Origin of the sequence: Brevundimonas vesicularis, assembly GCF_014204545.1 — a bacterium.
GTDB classification, from domain to species: domain Bacteria; phylum Pseudomonadota; class Alphaproteobacteria; order Caulobacterales; family Caulobacteraceae; genus Brevundimonas; species Brevundimonas vesicularis_B.
This window is the reverse complement of the sequence record NZ_JACHLJ010000001.1, coordinates 1013329-1029411: the sequence shown is the minus strand read 5'-3', so window position 1 is coordinate 1029411 and position 16083 is coordinate 1013329. Positions and strand designations below refer to the sequence as shown.

Sequence of the window (16083 nt, the reverse complement as noted above, 5' to 3'; positions counted from 1 at the left end):
GCGATATGGGATGCACCCATGCAAGACGGCACCTCTCGGACACCTGGTCACCTTCAAGAAACCTGGCTGCGCGGCGATGTGTTCGCGGCGAACTGTCCGACGCGACAGCTGCTGGACCGCATCGCTGATAAGTGGAGCACCCTGATCCTGATCGTGCTGGGAGAGGGGCCGATCCGGTTCAACGCCCTGAAGCAGCGGGTCGATGGGGTGTCGCAGAAGATGTTGAGCCAGACGCTGAAGTCGCTGGAGCGCGACGGCCTGGTGTCACGCTCCGTCGTGGCCACCGTGCCGGTGTCGGTGACCTATGCAGTCACGCCGCTGGGCCGGACCCTGATGGCGGCGATGCAGTCGATGATCGACTGGGCCGAGACCCGGATGCCCGAAGTCGCGGCCGCGCAAATGGCCTACGATCAGCGATCCTCCGACGTCCACTGACTTTTTTATCGCGTGCGGCGAACGGCCACGCTCGACCCGCGTTCCTGTCGCGACCTTGAAGGGGGCGATATGTTCGGACTGGGAAAACTGATGGGCGACAAGCCCGGTGTAGGCGGCCACGACCCGTGGAAGGGACGCCTCGCGTTCGGCGCCATCGTGCTGGTGGCGGCCTATTTCGCGGTCCAGCTGATCGTGACCTTGCAGACGCTGTGGCTGCTTATTTTCGGGGCCATCGTGGTGTCGGTGATCCTGCGCGCGCTGGCCGATCCCATCGTGCGCTGGCTGAAGGCGCCGGATGCGCTGGCCGTCTTCCTGTCGCTGTTGATCGTGATCGCGGTGCTGGCAGGCGTTCTGACCCTGTTCGGCACTCAAATCACCGAACAGGTCGTTGCCCTGTCCGCCGTGGTGCCGCAAGGCTGGGAGCAGGTTCAGTCCTGGATCCAGGCCCAGCCCTATGCCGCGCAGCTGTTGGAGCAGTTGCAGGGGCTGGGCGGCCGCGCCGGTCAGGCGTTGCAGGTCGCGCAGAAGTTCGCCCTGGGCTTCGCATCCGGCGTCACCACCCTGGTTCTGGTCGTGGTGGCGGGCGTCTTCCTGGCGATCGAGCCCGCCAAGTCGCGCGAGGGGCTGCTGTCCATGCTGCCCATGGATCGGCGGCCGCGAATGCGCGAAGTGTTGAACAGCTGCGGCAAGGCGCTGAAGGGCTGGCTGAAGGCGCAGCTGTTCTCGATGGTCCTGGTCGGAACGATGACAGGGGTCGGTTTGGCCATCATCGGCGTGCCGTCGGCGCTGGGGCTGGGTCTGCTGACGGGCCTGGCGCAGTTCGTGCCGATCGTTGGGCCCATCGTTTCCACCGTGCCGGCTGTGCTGGTGGGCGCCACACAAGGGTGGGAGACGGCCCTCATGACGCTGGCGCTGTATGTCGTTGTGTCCCAACTGGAGAGCAACTTCATCACGCCGATGGTGCAGAAGAACGTGGCCAATCTGCCGGTCGTCCTGGGCATCTTCGCCGTGGTGGGAATCGGCACCCTGTTCGGGCCGCTGGGCGTATTGTTCGCCACGCCGCTGGCGCTGGTGCTGCACACGCTGATCACCATGCTGTATCGTCAGGACGTGCTGGGCGATCCAAAGGCCAAGGCGCCTGGTGAGAAATAAATGGGACCGTCCGTGGTCTGACAACTTGACGCAGCCGTCGCGATCCCGTTTCGAGGGCGGCCGCGACCGGCAGACCTGGAACCAGACGTGAAGATTGGGCGAGCGCCAGCACGAATCGTCAGCACCGCGCACGCAAGGGGCGAGGGCTGAGGCGTGGCGCAGGCCCGGTCGAAACGCACCACCCGTTCCGAGACCCGGCAGGTCGCGGCCCTGCCGTGGCGGTTGGAGGACGGCGAACGTCGCATCCTGATGATCACCTCGCGCGAAACGCGGCGCTGGGTGATCCCCAAGGGCGGGCGGATGGTCGGCAAGAGCGACCCCGAGGCCGCCGCCCAGGAGGCGATGGAGGAGGCGGGGGTCAAGGGCGACATCGACACCCAATCCATCGGCGTATTCCGTTACGCCAAGGGTCTGAAGGACGGCGGGGTTCGCCAATGTGTGGTGTCGGTCTATCCGATGGAGGTGTTGATCCAGATGGGCGCCTGGCCCGAAGCGCATCAACGCGAGCGCCGCTGGATGAGCTTTAGCGAGGCTGCGGACCTGGTTCACGAGCCCGATCTGGCCGCGCTGATCCGCGACTTCGAAGCCACGCCGCTGGAAGATTGAGCAACCGTCGGTCGAATTCGACTGGCCTGCAGGTCTGAGCTTCCCGATAAGAGGGCGGGGGAGGCTATCATGACCATCACACGCAAACTGGCGCTGGCCGCGTCGCTGGGTCTGGCGCTGGGGCTGAGCGTGACAGGCGCGCACGCGCAGGCGGCGGCTCAGTCCGAAACGGTCGTCGTCACGCGCGTCGAGCCAGCGCAGCAGGATTCCGGCCTGGCCCGCCGCAGCGCCTTGGCGCGCGAACTGATCGACCTGTCCGTCGGACCGAACTTCATGAAGGAGTTTGAGCGCGTCATGGTCGCGCAGATGGGCGAAATGGATAAGAAGGGCGGCGAAGAAGCGATCTGGGTCCGCACCAACATGCCGTCGATGGCGAGCAGAATGATCGAGCGATTCATGAATGACTTGGCGCCGATCTACGGCTCCGTCTTCACCGAAGAAGAGCTTGTCGCTCAGATCGCATTTTATCGCACGGCTGTCGGGCGGTCTGTCGCAGCCAAGACGATATCCTTGAGCATGGCCTCACAGGAGGTCGAGACCGCAGCGATGACGAACCTTCTGGAGGAGTTCGAGAGCAAATACTGCGCTCGGTTCGATTGCGGCGAAGAAGACGAGACCGGCGCAAAGCCCAGCCGGCGTTAAGCCGGGTTGATTTCCAACGGCGGCGCCTGTAAGAGCGCCGCTTCCCGTCGGAGGTTCATCTTCTGACGGTCCTGTCCGAGAACTTCGGGGCGTGGGGGTCACCCGGGCCATAACTGTCAGAGAGCCCTCTGACGCCGTGGGGAGATGGGGACGCGACCCTGCGCTGTCAGCCCGCATTCCGGGACGGACGCCGTCAGACGCATCCTTCGGACAATACGACCGGCCCGACGTTTCGCAGCGATGCGACGCGCTTTGGCCAATCCGTCGTCGGGAATAAGCCCGGCGGCGAACACCAAGACTGGAGACCGCAATGGATCGCGCTCAAAAAGCCGAGTCTATCGAATCGCTCAAGGGCGTTTTCGCCGACGCCGGCAGCGTGGTCGTGACCCACAACCTGGGTCTGACCGTTGCGGAAATGGAAGATCTGCGTGGCCGTCTTCGTAAAGAAGGCGGCGCGTTCAAGGTGGTCAAGAACCGCCTGGCGCTGAAGGCGCTCGAGGCCGAGGAAGGCAGCGACTACCACAACCTGTTCAAGGGTCCCGTGGGCATCGCCTATTCCGAGAACCCCGGTACGGCCGCCAAGGTCGCCACCGAGTTCGCCAAGGCCAACGATCGCTTCAAGATCGTCGGCGGCTTCATGGGCTCGACCATCGTCGACCAAAAGGGCGTGGACGCACTGTCCAAGCTCCCGACGCTCGACGAGGTTCGCGGTCAACTCATCGGCCTGCTCAACGCGCCTGCGACCCGTATCGCCGGCGTGCTGCAAGCACCCGCCGGTCAGCTGGCTCGCGTGTTCAACGCCTACGCCACCAAGGAAGCCGCGTAAGCGGCCCAGCCTTTCATCTCTGCATCACTCTCTAAAACCAATCCTCCGAAGGAAAACTGACAATGGCTGACCTCGCCAAGATCGTCGAAGACCTGTCCGCTCTGACCGTCCTCGAAGCTGCTGAACTCTCCAAGCTGCTGGAAGAAAAGTGGGGCGTCAGCGCCGCTGCTCCGGTCGCCATGGCTGCTCCGGCCGCCGGCGGCGGCGCTCCGGCTGAAGCTGCCGAAGAGCAAACCGAATTCACCGTCGTCCTGGTCGACGGCGGCGACAAGAAGATCAACGTGATCAAGGAAGTCCGCGGCGTCCGTTCGGACCTGGGTCTGAAGGAAGCCAAGGACCTGGTCGAAGGCGCTCCGCAGAACGTCGTCGAGAACGTCTCCAAGCAAGCCGCCGATGAAGTCGCCAAGAAGCTGACGGAAGCCGGCGCCAAGGTCCAGATCAAGTAAGGTCTGACTTTCGGCATTTGCTGAAGATCGGAAAGGCCCGGCGGGAAACCGCCGGGTCTTTTTTTGTTGGCCTATCGCGCTTCGCGCTACTTGAGGCCGGGCGCTGCTGCTGTGCGTGGAGCGCTCAGCGCTGCGGGCGGGTGCGGGCGGTGAAGAAGGCCCATAGGGCGTCGTTGTCGGCGACCCAGCTGTGGCCGCCGCCTGAGGTGATGCGGCCCACGACGTCGGCGCCGTCGCGGCAGGCGGCGTAGCCCTCTTCATAGACCTTGTCGGCGATCCAGCGGGTGTCGCGCACCTGGGTGCAGCCGTTCAACTGGGCCCAGCGCTGTTCGGCGGCATGCATAGTGTAGCTCCAATAGCCTGCGCCGCCGCCCTGGGTCGGATTGGTGGTGTCGGCGTCGCCGGCGAAGGCGATGACCGGCATGGGGCGCAAGGGGCGGCAGGTGGCGGGATCCGGCTCCTGCGGGCGGTCCTTTCTGGGATTGCCGGCGCGCAAGCCGACGACCGGAGCGATGGCGGCGAAACGATCGGCGGCGACGCAACCCAGCCAGGACGTCATCCGCCCGCCGCCTGACAGGCCCGTCGCATAGATGCGGCTGTCATCGACGCAGCCCTGGTCGGCCAGATAGTCGATGGCCCCCGTCAGATAGGCGACGTCGTCCGCATCGCCGGGACCGGGCACCGCGCCGGTGACGGTCGGCACGCCGGGGATGTTCCAGACGAAACCTTGATCGATCGGAATGCCGGCGTCGGGCGCGGCGACGATAAAGCCGTGCCGATCCGCCGCCTCAGCCAGGCCGGAAGACGCCAGCATCTTCTCTCCCGTGCCGCCGCTGCCGTGCAGCAGGAAGACCAGAGGCGCCGGCTTTGCTGGGTCAAAACCGATGGGCAGGTGGATCCGCATCGTGCGTCCGGTGCGGCCGATGGCGACGGCCTGAGTCGCGCCCGCTTGTCCGATGTTGCAAGGACCGGCCGCCTGCGCCGACGGGCTGAAGATCATCAGGCCCATCAGGGCGGCGAACAGACCGAACCAAGGCTTCATGCGACGTTGTCTCCGCTGATCGAGAGCGACAGGGTGGGGTGTTTTCGGCATCGAGGCCAGTCTTGAGCGGCGCCGTGCGGCTTCCCATCTGTGGACACCCCAAGACGGAGCCATCCCCTATGAAAATTCTGCTGGTGCTAACGTCGCACGACCAACTCGGCGACACGGGCAAGAAGACCGGCTTCTGGCTGGAAGAACTGGCGGCGCCCTATTACGCGCTGAAAGATGCGGGCGCGGAGCTCGTGCTGGCCTCGCCCAAGGGCGGTCAGCCGCCGCTGGACCCCAAGAGCGACGACCCCGACGCCCAGACCGACGACACGCGCCGGTTCAAGGCCGACGCCGAAGCCCAGGCCGCCCTGGCCTCGACGGTCGTCCTGTCTTCGGTGAAGGCCGAGGATTTCGACGCCGTCTTCTATCCCGGCGGCCACGGACCGCTGTGGGACCTGGCGAACGACGCCGACTCCATCGCCCTGATCGAGGCCTTCGCCAAGGCGGACAAGCCGACCGGCTTCGTCTGTCATGCGCCCGGCGTGCTGAAGTCGGTGAACGGGCCGGATGGCAAGCCGCTGGTCAACGGCCGCAAGGTGACCGGCTTCACCAACTCCGAAGAGGAGGCCGTGGGCCTGACCGACGTGGTGCCGTTCCTGGTCGAGAACGTACTGACCGCCAACGGCGGCGACTACTCCAAGGGGCCGGACTGGGGCTCCTATGTGCTGACCGACGGCAAGCTGGTGACCGGGCAAAACCCCGGCTCGTCGCACGCAGCGGCCGAGGCGCTGCTGAAGCTGTTGAGCGCATAAGGAAAAACTGTCTCCTCCCCGCGATGCGGGGAGGGGGACCGCGAAGCGGTGGAGGGGTTCTTGAAGTCCCACAGACCTGAAGAGCCCCTCCGTCGCGACGCGAAGGCGCGTCGCGCCACCTCCCCACCGAGTGGGGAGGAGACGGTCGCCCAGAGTTAGCGCCGCCGAGGCGCGAGGATGTCGGACAGGCGATCCGGCGCGCCCTCGATCCGCTCCAGGCGGGGGTAGCGCAGGCCGTGGTGATAGGCGAAGGCCACCGTGCGGAAGCGATCGCCGGATTTCAGCAACAGTTCGATCGGGGCGTCGGTCCCTTTCGCCGCCGTGACGGCGTCGCGCAACACCTCGGCCGAGCCGGCCTTGCCGTTGACGGCGACCAGGCTCCAGCCGGCGCCGAGGCCTTGCTCGAAGGCCGGCCCGCCCCAGCGGATGTTGGTCAGCTTGTCGCCCGACAGGGTGAAGCCCAGCGAATACTGGAAGTCGTTGGCCCAGCCGCTCTGGACCGACTTCTCCGCCGCCGAGGGCGTGTCGGTGTAGGTCAGTCGCCAGCCGCCACGCTCGATCCCGGCCAGCGGCGCGCGGGCGTCGGGGCCGACGGCGTCCAGACGGGTGCGCAGGAAGGAAGCCCAGTCGTGGGGATACACGGCGTTCAGGGCCGCGACGACATCTTCGAAGGTGTAACCCTGAGGCGCCCATTCGCCGTCGTCGTGACCGAAGAAGCCCCTGGCGAAATCATCCAGCGACTTGCGGCCATTGGTGCCCTCGCGGATCAGGGTGTCGGCGTCCAGCCAGACCAGCAGGCTTTCGCGGTAGTAGTCGCCGGTGCCGCGCATCCAAGAGGTGAACTGCCCCGGCACGCGATAGCCCAGCAGATTGTGGTTGTTGGTGTCCTGCAAGGCGCGCCACTGGCGACCCGGCTGCTGGTCATAGAAGGCGGCGACGCTGGCGAGGGTCGCCAGGGCCACGTCCTTGGAATGCAGGCCCGAACGGGCGGCCAGCACGTCGCCCCAATATTCTGTCTGACCTTCATAAACCCACAGCAGGGTGTTCTGGGTCGGGACGTTGTGGTTGGCGGTCAGCTCGTCCGCCGGACGCATGAACTTCCCGTTCCAGGAGTGGGTGTATTCGTGCGGCAGCAGGCCCCGGTCGCCGGCGCTCTTGGTCCAGTTGGTGAAGAAGTCGGGCGCACCGGTGTTCTCGGACGAGCGATGATGCTCCAGCCCGATGCCGCCCATCTGATCGGTCAGGGCGAACAGGAATTCATAGTTGTCGAAGTGACGGGCGCCGAAGAGGCGGTCGGCCTGCTGGACCATGTTTTCGAACAGTTTCAGCTGGTCGTCGGTGGCGGCCAGACCCTTGGCCTGATCGGCCAGGATGTTCAGGTGGACGCGCTCACCGCTGGGGTCGATGTCGACGCGGCGGTAGTGGGCGCCGGCGAAGATGGGGCTGTCGATCAGGGTGTAGAGGTCGGTCGGGGCGAAGGTCGCCACGTCGCCGTCTTGCGAAGCGGTGCTCAGGGCGGTGCCGTATTTCCAGCCGGCGGGCAGGACCACGCTCGGGGCGACCTGGATCTGGCGGCTGAAATAGCCGGCCGGATAGAGGATGGCCTTCTCCCACTGCAGATTGACCATGGCCGGAGTCATCAGCACGCGCCAGTTGGAGGCGTCCGGCTGGGTCAGTTGCTGGAACTGCACGTCGATGCTGGTCACGCCCGCCGGGATGTTGAGGTGGAAGGCATAGGGATCCAGCGTGTCGCGCAGCCACTCGATCCGCTGACCATTGGCCGTCACGGTCAGGCCGGAGATCAGCTGGATTGGGCCGGTGGCGGCGTGGTTTCCGGGCAGGAACTTCGGGTAGAGCAGGGTCAGCGCGCCGGGGCCGGCGACGGGAATGGTCTGGCTGACGTTGATGATGCGGCGGTCCAGATCGGTGATGTCGGCGCGGTACTGGATGACGCCGGGATAGGGGGTGTCTTGGGGCGCGGGGATGGCCGGCTGGGCGCGGGGCAGGGCCAGCGGCGCCTGGGTCGCATCGGTAATGACGGGCGTGGACTGGAAGGTCTGTGCTATCGCGGGAGCGGCTGCGGTCGTCATCAGGACGGCGAGGCAGGCGGCGGTCAGGCGGGTACGCGGCATTCGGTCATCCGGTTCGGCGAGGGAGCCGCACCGTCGGGGGCGGGGGGCGATGCGTCAAGCGCGGCGTTGTGTCTCCTCCCCATGAAATGGGGAGGGGGACCGCGAAGCGGTGGAGGGGTTCTTGAAGTCCCACAGGCGCCTGCGAGGCGGTGAAGAGCCCCTCCGTCACGGCGCTGAAGAAGCGCCGCGCCACCTCCCCACGCAGTGGGGAGGAGACGTATGTGTTCGGCGTTTCAGCGCCGACGCGGCGTCAGGATGTCGCCCAGGCGGTCAGGCGTGCCGGGGATGCGTTCCAGGCGGGGGTAGCGCAGGCCGTCGTGGTAGTCGAAGACGACGGTGCGGTACTGCTCGTCGTCCTTGACGATCAGGGTGATGGGCGTCGACGGATCCTTGGCCGCGGTGACGGCCTCGGTCAGCCGTTCGGCGCTGGCGGCCTGCCCGTTGACGGCGACGATCTCCATTCCGGCGGCCAAGCCCGACTTGAAGCCCAGGCCGTTCCACTGGACGCTGCGGATCTTGTTGCCCTCGCCGGTCTGGAAGCCCAGCGAATAGGTGAAGTCGTTGCGTTTCAGCTCGGCATACAGGGTCTTCATGTAATCGGTGGGCTTGTCCGAATAGGACAGCCGCCAGCCGCCGCGCGCCAGACCGTCCAGCGGCGCACGGGCCTCGGGGCCATCGGCGTCCAGGCGGGTGCGCAGGAAGGTCGCCCAGTCATTGGCGACGACGCCGTTGAGGGCCGCGACCACATCCTCGAATGTGTAGGGAGCGGGCGTATAGCTGCCGTCCTGGACGCCGTAGAAGGCGCGGGCGAAGTCGTCGAGCGACTTCCGGCCGCCGGTCTTCTCGCGGATCGTGGTGTCGACGTCGAGCCAGATCAGCTGGCCCTCAGAATAGTAGTCTTCGTCGCGCTGCCACGACAGCCAGCCCTTGGGCTGGCGCTGGCTGATGATGGGGTCGTTGGTGGTGTCCTGCATCGCGCGCCATTCGCGGCCGACGCGCGTGTCGAACGTCGCGGCGGTCATGGCCAGGGCGTCCATCGCCTGTTGCTTGCTGAGCAGGCCCGAGCGTGCGGCGATCACCTGGCCATAGTACTGGGTCTGGCCCTCATAGACCCACAGCAGGCTGTTCTGCAGCGGCGAGTTGAAGTTGGGCACATATTGGTCGGCGGGGCGACGCCATTTGCCGTCCCAGGAGTGGTTCATCTCATGGCTGAGCAGGTCGCGGTCGCCCAGGTGGGTCTCCCAGCCGGTGAAGAAGGCGGGATCGACCGAATTCTCGGAACTGCGGTGATGCTCCAGCCCGATGCCGCCCAGCTTGTCGGTCATGGCGATCAGGAAGTCGTAGTGGTCGAAATGGCGCGCGCCATACAGGCGGTCCATCTGATCGACCAGATTGCGCAGGATCTGGATCTGCTCGTCGGTGGCGTTCAGGCTGTCGGCCTTGTCCGCGACGATGTTGGCGCGAACGGGCGAGCGGCCGCCGGGATCGAGGTCGATCTGGCGATAATGGACGCCGGCGAAGACCGGGCTGTCGATCAGCACTTCCAAATTGACGGGCTTGAAGGTCTGGCCGTCGCCGGTCTTGGTTTCGGGCTCCAGCGCCGTGCCGAACTGCCAGCCGGTGGGGAACTTGACCGTGGGCTGGACCGTGATGTTCCGCGACCAGTGACCGGCGGGATAGAGCAGCATCTTCTCCCACTGAATGTTCAGCATCTCAGGCGTCATCGTGATGCGGCCCTGATTGCCGGTCGTCGGCGACAGATGCTGCAGGGTGATGTTCAGCGCCGTCGCACCGGCCGGGACGACCACATGGTAGGCGAAGGGATGCAGGGTGTCGCGCACCCACTGCACCCGCTGGCCGTTCGCCGTGATCTCGATGCCGGCCAGCTGTGCGATGGGGCCGACGGGGCCGTGGTTGCCCGGCAGCCATTCGGGGAAGAACAGGGTCATCGGACCCGCTTGGGCGACCGGGATCGTTTCCTTCACCGCAAAGATGTGCTGGGCCAGATTGGTGGCGTCGACATCCAGGGTGATGACGCCGGGGTAGGCGACGTCCCGCGCGTCCGGAATCGCGGGCAAGGGCGCGGGCAGGGCGGGCGGCGTGGTCGAGGCCTGCTGCGCCAGGGCGGCCGGGGCGGTCGAGGCCAGGAGGAGGGCGAGGCCGAGTGGAGCGGCGCGCAGGCAAGAACGGATCATCGAGGACTCTTCAGGCGACTGGGGGAGCCGCGACAGTCCGACGCAGGGGGCGGGGCGTCAAGCGTCAGCGCTGATCCGAAATTGCACTGCACCCCGAAAACGCGTGCAAAATGCAAGGACGTGCAATTTGGGTCAGTCCTCTTCCATCGGACGCAGGGGCGGCGTGGTGGGCAGATTGTGCTGTCGTTTCGGGTCGTTCGCCATGCCCCGGTAGTAGCGCACGGCATGATCGTCGATCTTGGCGATGGCCTCCAGATCCTTGTGCAGGCGGGACCAGCCCCGCGCCTCGATCAGCTTGCCGTCGATCATCGCCCTCGAAGCATTGGCCCAGGCCAGACGCGCCATGTCGGCGGCGTTGCAGGGCAGGCGCTGGTCGATGGCGTCCAACTCATAGGCGTCGAGCGGTTCGAAAACCGCGCCGTGCGGCTGGTCCGATCGGCGCCAACCCTCTGTGCGAGCGCGCCAACGGAAGGTCGAGAGGCTGAGGCCGTGGCGCTCGCAGACCTCCGGGGCGAATCCCCCGGCAAGATAGTCCTTGCGGGCGGCGGCCCAGGTTGCGGCGGACCGTCGGGTCCAGTCGGGGGAATTCGGATTGGGATCGCAGGTGTCATCGGTCATGCCGCCCATGATGCAGGTGGCGTCGACTATGGCCGGAACAACGACGATCCGAGCGCCCAAGGCGTTGAATACGCTATGGTCGGGGTGTCGAAATAGGATGGGGCGCAGTCGCCAGCCATCCTGTTTCAGTCTTCAGCCCGGCTTGACGTCCAGCAGTTCGACCGAGAAGCGCAGGGTCGAGTTGGGCGGCAGTTCGTCGCCGCCGACCCAGCGCGAGCCGTAGCCCAGCGAGGCCGGAATGACGAACTCGTAGATTTCCCCGACGCGCATCAGGGCCACGCCCTCGGTCCAGCCCTTGATGACGCGGTTCAGCGGGAACTCGGCCGGTTCGTTGCGGCTGTAGGAACTGTCGAACTCGCGCCCGTCAATGAAGGTCCCGCGATAGTGGACCTTGACCGTGTCGGAGCCGGAGGGCTGGGCGCCCTCGGGGTGGGCCTTACCGACGCGGCGATATTGCAGACCGCTTTCGGTGGTGGTCCAGCCGCGCCGCGCGCCGTTCCAGGCGAGGTAGGCGGTGTTGCCGGCGTCCCAGGCCTGTTGCGGCGTCAGGGCGCCCTGGCCATTGACCTGATCGGCGGCGCGCGCGGCGGCCGAAGCCGTCTCGGCATAGGTCACCGGCTCACGATGGGTGGCGCAGGCGGAAAGGGCGAGAGCGGCGAGCAGGGGCAGGGCGATACGTGTCATAAGGCGACGCTAGATCAGCCTATCGTCGCTCGCAACGAGATTGGAAGGCTCTGTCGAAAAGGTTCCCCGGGGCCTTTATTTCGTCGCGAATGCGCGTATATGTGCGCGCTCCGCAACACTCCATATGAGTCTGCGCGCAAGCGCCGAGGCCCGGTCCGTCGCCCTCCGACCGAGCGAAGGCGCGGCTCCTTCCCAGGGAGCCGGTACATTTCAGGCGTCCTGGCCCGGCAGCGGGCCGAGGGTGGATGCCGAAACCCTGGCTGCGGACGCGGAAACGCGCGCCGTGGCTGCTGCATTTCACGCACGCCTTCCCCGGGGCGTGCGCCATGGGAAACACTGAATGACTGACGTCGCCCACGATCTCGCCATCAACGGTCAGATCGCTTCCGCCACCTCGTTCACCGGCAAGAAGCGCATCCGCAAATCCTTCGGGCGTATCCCCGAAGCGATCGCGATGCCGAACCTGATCGAGGTTCAGCGCGCTTCCTACGAACAGTTCCTCCAGCGTGAGGTCCGTCCGGGCGTCCGCAAGGAGCAGGGCATCGAGGCTGTCTTCAAGTCGGTGTTCCCGATCAAGGACTTCAACGAACGCGCGATCCTGGAATACGTGTCGTACGAGTTCGAAGAGCCGAAGTACGACGTCGAAGAGTGCATTCAGCGTGACATGACCTATGCCGCGCCGCTGAAGGTCAAGCTGCGTCTGATCGTGTTCGAAACCGACGAGGAAACGGGAGCCCGTTCGGTCAAGGACATCAAGGAGCAGGATGTCTACATGGGCGACATCCCGCTCATGACGGACAAGGGCACCTTCATCGTCAACGGCACCGAGCGCGTGATCGTCTCGCAGATGCACCGTTCGCCGGGCGTCTTCTTCGACCACGACAAGGGCAAGACGCACTCGTCAGGCAAGCTGCTGTTCGCCGCCCGCGTGATCCCGTACCGCGGCTCGTGGCTCGACTTCGAGTTCGACGCCAAGGACGTGGTCTATGTCCGCATCGACCGCCGCCGCAAGCTGCCCGCCACGACCTTCCTGATGGGTCTGGGCATGGACGGCGAAGAAATCCTGAAGACCTTCTACGAGACCGTGCCTTACGAGAAGCGCGGCGAAGGCTGGGTCACGCCTTACAAGGCCGAGCGCTGGCGCGGGGTTAAGCCGGAGTTCGACCTGATCGACGCCGACACCGGCGAAGTGGTCGCCCAGGCCGGTCAGAAGATCAGCGCTCGCGCCGCCAAGAAGCTGGGCGAGACGACGACCTCGCTGTCGCTGGCCGCCGACGCCCTGGTCACCAAGTATCTGGCCAATGACGCCGTCAACTTCGAGACCGGCGAAATCTTCGCCGAGGCCGGAGACGAACTGGACGCCCCGACCATCGACGTGCTGGAGCAAAACGGCTTCACCACCATTGAAGTGCTGGACATCGACCACGTCACGGTCGGCGCCTACATGCGCAACACCCTGCGTGTGGACAAGAACGACAACCGTGAGGACGCCCTGTTCGACGTCTATCGCGTGATGCGTCCGGGCGAGCCGCCCACCCCGGAAGCCGCCGAGGCCATGTTCAACTCGCTGTTCTTCGACAGCGAACGCTACGATCTGTCGGCCGTCGGCCGGGTCAAGATGAACATGCGTCTGGAAAGCCCCGAGGTCTCCGACGAGATCCGCGTCCTGCGCAAGGAAGACGTGCTGAAGGTCTTGCAGATCCTGGTCGGCCTGAAGGACGGCCGCGGCGAGATCGACGACATCGACAACCTGGGCAACCGCCGGGTCCGTTCGGTCGGCGAGCTGCTGGAAAACCAGTACCGCGTCGGTCTGCTGCGCATGGAGCGCGCCATCAAGGAGCGCATGTCCTCGGTCGATATCGACACGGTCATGCCGCACGATCTGATCAACGCCAAGCCGGCCGCCGCCGCGGTTCGCGAGTTCTTCGGTTCGTCGCAGCTGTCGCAGTTCATGGACCAGACGAACCCGCTGTCGGAAATCACCCACAAGCGTCGTCTGTCGGCGCTTGGCCCGGGCGGTCTGACGCGTGAGCGCGCCGGCTTTGAAGTCCGCGACGTGCACCCGACCCACTACGGCCGCATCTGCCCGATCGAAACGCCGGAAGGCCCGAACATCGGCCTGATCAACTCGCTGGCCACCCATGCGCGCGTCAACAAGTACGGCTTCATCGAGAGCCCGTACCGCCGCGTGAAGGACGGCCAGGCCCAGGGCGAGGTGGTGTACATCTCGGCCATGGAAGAGTCGAAGTACACGATCGCTCAGGCCAACATCGAACTGAAGAACGGCCAGATCGTCGAGGACCTGGTCCCCGGCCGGATCAACGGCGAATCCCAGCTCCTGAACAAGGACGCCGTGGACATGATGGACGTGTCGCCGAAACAGGTCGTTTCGGTCGCCGCCGCCCTGATCCCGTTCCTGGAAAACGACGACGCCAACCGCGCGCTGATGGGCGCCAACATGCAACGTCAGGCCGTGCCTCTGGTGCAGTCGGACGCGCCGCTGGTCGGCACCGGCATGGAAGCGGTCGTGGCCGTGGATTCCGGCGCTGTCGTGGTCGCCCGTCGTGACGGCGTCGTCGAACAGATCGACGGCACCCGGATCGTCGTGCGCGCCACCGGCGACGTGGACGCCGCCCGCTCGGGCGTCGACATCTACCGCCTGTCGAAGTTCCAGCGTTCGAACCAGTCGACCTGCATCAACCAGCGCCCGATCGTGCGCGTGGGCGATCAGGTGAAGGGCGGCGACGTCATCGCCGACGGCCCGTCGACGGACCTGGGCGAACTGGCTCTGGGCCGCAACGCCCTCGTCGCCTTCATGCCCTGGAACGGCTACAACTTCGAAGACTCCATCCTGATCTCCGAGCGCATCGTGCGCGACGACGTCTTCACCTCGATCCACCTGGAAGAGTTCGAAGTCGCCGCCCGCGATACGAAGCTTGGCCCTGAGGAAATCACGCGCGACATCCCCAACGTCGGCGAGGAAGCCCTGCGCAACCTCGACGAAGCGGGCATCGTGGCCATCGGCGCCGAGGTCCAGCCGGGCGACATCCTGGTCGGCAAGGTCACGCCGAAGGGCGAAAGCCCGATGACGCCGGAAGAGAAGCTGCTGCGCGCCATCTTCGGCGAGAAGGCTTCGGACGTGCGCGACACCTCCCTGCGCCTGCCGCCCGGCGTCGCCGGCACGATCGTCGACGTTCGCGTCTTCAACCGTCACGGCGTTGACAAGGACGAGCGCGCCATGGCGATCGAACGCGCCGAGATCGAACGTCTGGGCAAGGACCGCGACGACGAGCTCAAGATCCTCGAGCGCAACGTCTATGGCCGCCTGAAGCCGCTGATCGTGGGCAAGAACGCCGTGTCGGGGCCCAAGGGCATCGGCCGTGGCGAACTGACCGACGAGAAGCTGGCCGAGGTCAGCCGTGGTCTGTGGTGGCAGATCGCCCTGGACGACGAAAAGGCCATGGGCGAGCTGGAAGCGATGAAGCGCCAGTTCGAGGACGCTCGCAAGCAACTGGACCGTCGTTTCGAAGACAAGGTCGAGAAGCTGCAGCGCGGCGACGAACTGCCCCCCGGCGTGATGAAGATGGTCAAGGTCTTCGTAGCCGTGAAGCGCAAGCTTCAGCCCGGCGACAAGATGGCCGGCCGTCACGGCAACAAGGGCGTCATCTCCAAGATCCTGCCGATCGAGGACATGCCGCACCTGGAAGACGGCACGCACGTCGACGTCGTTCTGAACCCGCTGGGCGTGCCTTCGCGCATGAACATCGGCCAGATCTTCGAAACCCACCTGGGTTGGGCCGCCGCCGGTCTGGGCAAGCAGATCTCCGGTCTGCTGGAAGCCTGGCAGCAGGGTGGTCAGAAGCAGGCGCTGATCGATCGTCTGACGCATATCTACGGCCCGGAAACCCCGCTGCCGCAGGATGAGGAAGAGCTGATCGAACTGGCGAAGAACCTGTCCAAGGGCGTGCCCTTCGCGACCCCGGTCTTCGACGGTGCGCACATCGGCGACATCGAGCGTCTGCTGGAAGAGGCGGGGCTGAACAAGTCGGCCCAGTCGATCCTGTACGACGGTCAAACAGGCGAGCAGTTCAAACGTCCGGTCACGGTCGGCTACATCTACATGCTGAAGCTGCACCACCTGGTCGACGACAAGATCCACGCCCGCTCCATCGGCCCGTACTCGCTGGTCACCCAGCAGCCGTTGGGCGGCAAGGCGCAGTTCGGCGGTCAGCGCTTCGGGGAAATGGAGGTCTGGGCTCTGGAAGCTTACGGCGCCGCCTATACCCTGCAGGAGATGCTGACGGTCAAGTCCGACGACGTGGCCGGCCGGACCAAGGTCTACGAGGCCATCGTCCGTGGCGACGACAGCTTCGAGGCCGGCATTCCCGAGAGCTTCAACGTGCTCATCAAGGAAATGCGTTCGCTGGGTCTGAACGTGGAGCTGGGGAACAGCTGATCCGGATCACGAGCCCTCTCTCGCCACGGCGGGGGAGGGCGATCCCTCC

13 protein-coding genes are annotated in these 16083 nt (G+C 65.7%); 8 read left to right on the top strand and 5 right to left on the bottom strand.

Annotation, left to right across the window (positions count from 1 at the left end; all coding sequences use genetic code 11):
* Positions 1–18 precede the first annotated feature (18 nt).
* The 6 genes from HNP47_RS05215 (at position 19) to rplL (ending at position 4107) form a co-directional block, all read left to right on the top strand.
* A complete protein-coding gene (locus tag HNP47_RS05215; protein WP_184278612.1) occupies positions 19–435 on the top strand; it encodes a helix-turn-helix domain-containing protein in 417 nt (138 codons plus the stop codon).
* A 69-nt stretch (positions 436–504) separates the two neighbouring features.
* The gene (locus HNP47_RS05210; protein ID WP_184278611.1) at positions 505–1587 is read left to right on the top strand and encodes an AI-2E family transporter; all 1083 of its coding nucleotides are present in this window, start codon (positions 505–507) and stop codon (positions 1585–1587) included.
* 153 nt (positions 1588–1740) lie between these two features.
* Positions 1741–2193, top strand: coding sequence for an NUDIX hydrolase (locus HNP47_RS05205; RefSeq protein WP_184278610.1), 453 nt, complete (start codon positions 1741–1743; stop codon positions 2191–2193).
* Positions 2194–2262: 69 nt separating this feature from the next.
* On the top strand, positions 2263–2835 hold the full coding sequence (locus tag HNP47_RS05200; RefSeq protein WP_184278609.1) for a DUF2059 domain-containing protein: 573 nt from the start codon (positions 2263–2265) through the stop codon (positions 2833–2835).
* 310 nt (positions 2836–3145) lie between these two features.
* Positions 3146–3661 (top strand): 50S ribosomal protein L10, encoded by a 516-nt coding sequence (gene rplJ / locus HNP47_RS05195; protein ID WP_055754822.1) that lies wholly within the window; start codon positions 3146–3148, stop codon positions 3659–3661.
* A gap of 62 nt (positions 3662–3723) precedes the next feature.
* Positions 3724–4107 (top strand): 50S ribosomal protein L7/L12, encoded by a 384-nt coding sequence (gene rplL, locus HNP47_RS05190; RefSeq protein WP_055754823.1) that lies wholly within the window; start codon positions 3724–3726, stop codon positions 4105–4107.
* Between the two features lie 124 nt (positions 4108–4231).
* Here rplL and HNP47_RS05185 read toward each other — a convergent pair whose 3' ends face one another.
* A complete protein-coding gene (locus HNP47_RS05185) occupies positions 4232–5149 on the bottom strand; it encodes a PHB depolymerase family esterase (RefSeq protein WP_184278608.1) in 918 nt (305 codons plus the stop codon).
* A gap of 119 nt (positions 5150–5268) precedes the next feature.
* Here HNP47_RS05185 and HNP47_RS05180 point away from each other — a divergent pair, with 119 nt between their 5' ends.
* Entirely contained in the window at positions 5269–5949 is a 681-nt protein-coding gene (locus HNP47_RS05180; RefSeq protein ID WP_184278607.1) for a type 1 glutamine amidotransferase domain-containing protein, read from the top strand.
* Between the two features lie 155 nt (positions 5950–6104).
* Here the strand turns inward: HNP47_RS05180 and HNP47_RS05175 are convergent, their stop codons facing one another.
* The 4 genes from HNP47_RS05175 to HNP47_RS05160 form a co-directional block, all read right to left on the bottom strand.
* Positions 6105–8081: a M61 family metallopeptidase gene (locus tag HNP47_RS05175; RefSeq protein WP_184278606.1), complete on the bottom strand. Its 1977-nt coding sequence runs from the start codon at positions 8079–8081 to the stop codon at positions 6105–6107.
* A 233-nt stretch (positions 8082–8314) separates the two neighbouring features.
* On the bottom strand, positions 8315–10276 hold the full coding sequence (locus HNP47_RS05170; RefSeq protein ID WP_184278605.1) for a M61 family metallopeptidase: 1962 nt from the start codon (positions 10274–10276) through the stop codon (positions 8315–8317).
* Between the two features lie 132 nt (positions 10277–10408).
* Entirely contained in the window at positions 10409–10954 is a 546-nt protein-coding gene (locus HNP47_RS05165; protein WP_184278604.1) for a hypothetical protein, read from the bottom strand.
* A 72-nt stretch (positions 10955–11026) separates the two neighbouring features.
* Positions 11027–11578 carry an FKBP-type peptidyl-prolyl cis-trans isomerase gene (locus HNP47_RS05160; protein WP_184278603.1) on the bottom strand — a complete coding sequence of 184 codons (552 nt, stop codon included), beginning with the start codon at positions 11576–11578 and terminating at the stop codon, positions 11027–11029.
* Between the two features lie 340 nt (positions 11579–11918).
* On the opposite strand from HNP47_RS05160, the gene rpoB reads away from it, so the two are divergent.
* A complete protein-coding gene (gene rpoB, locus HNP47_RS05155; RefSeq protein WP_184278602.1) occupies positions 11919–16034 on the top strand; it encodes a DNA-directed RNA polymerase subunit beta in 4116 nt (1371 codons plus the stop codon).
* Positions 16035–16083 lie beyond the last annotated feature (49 nt).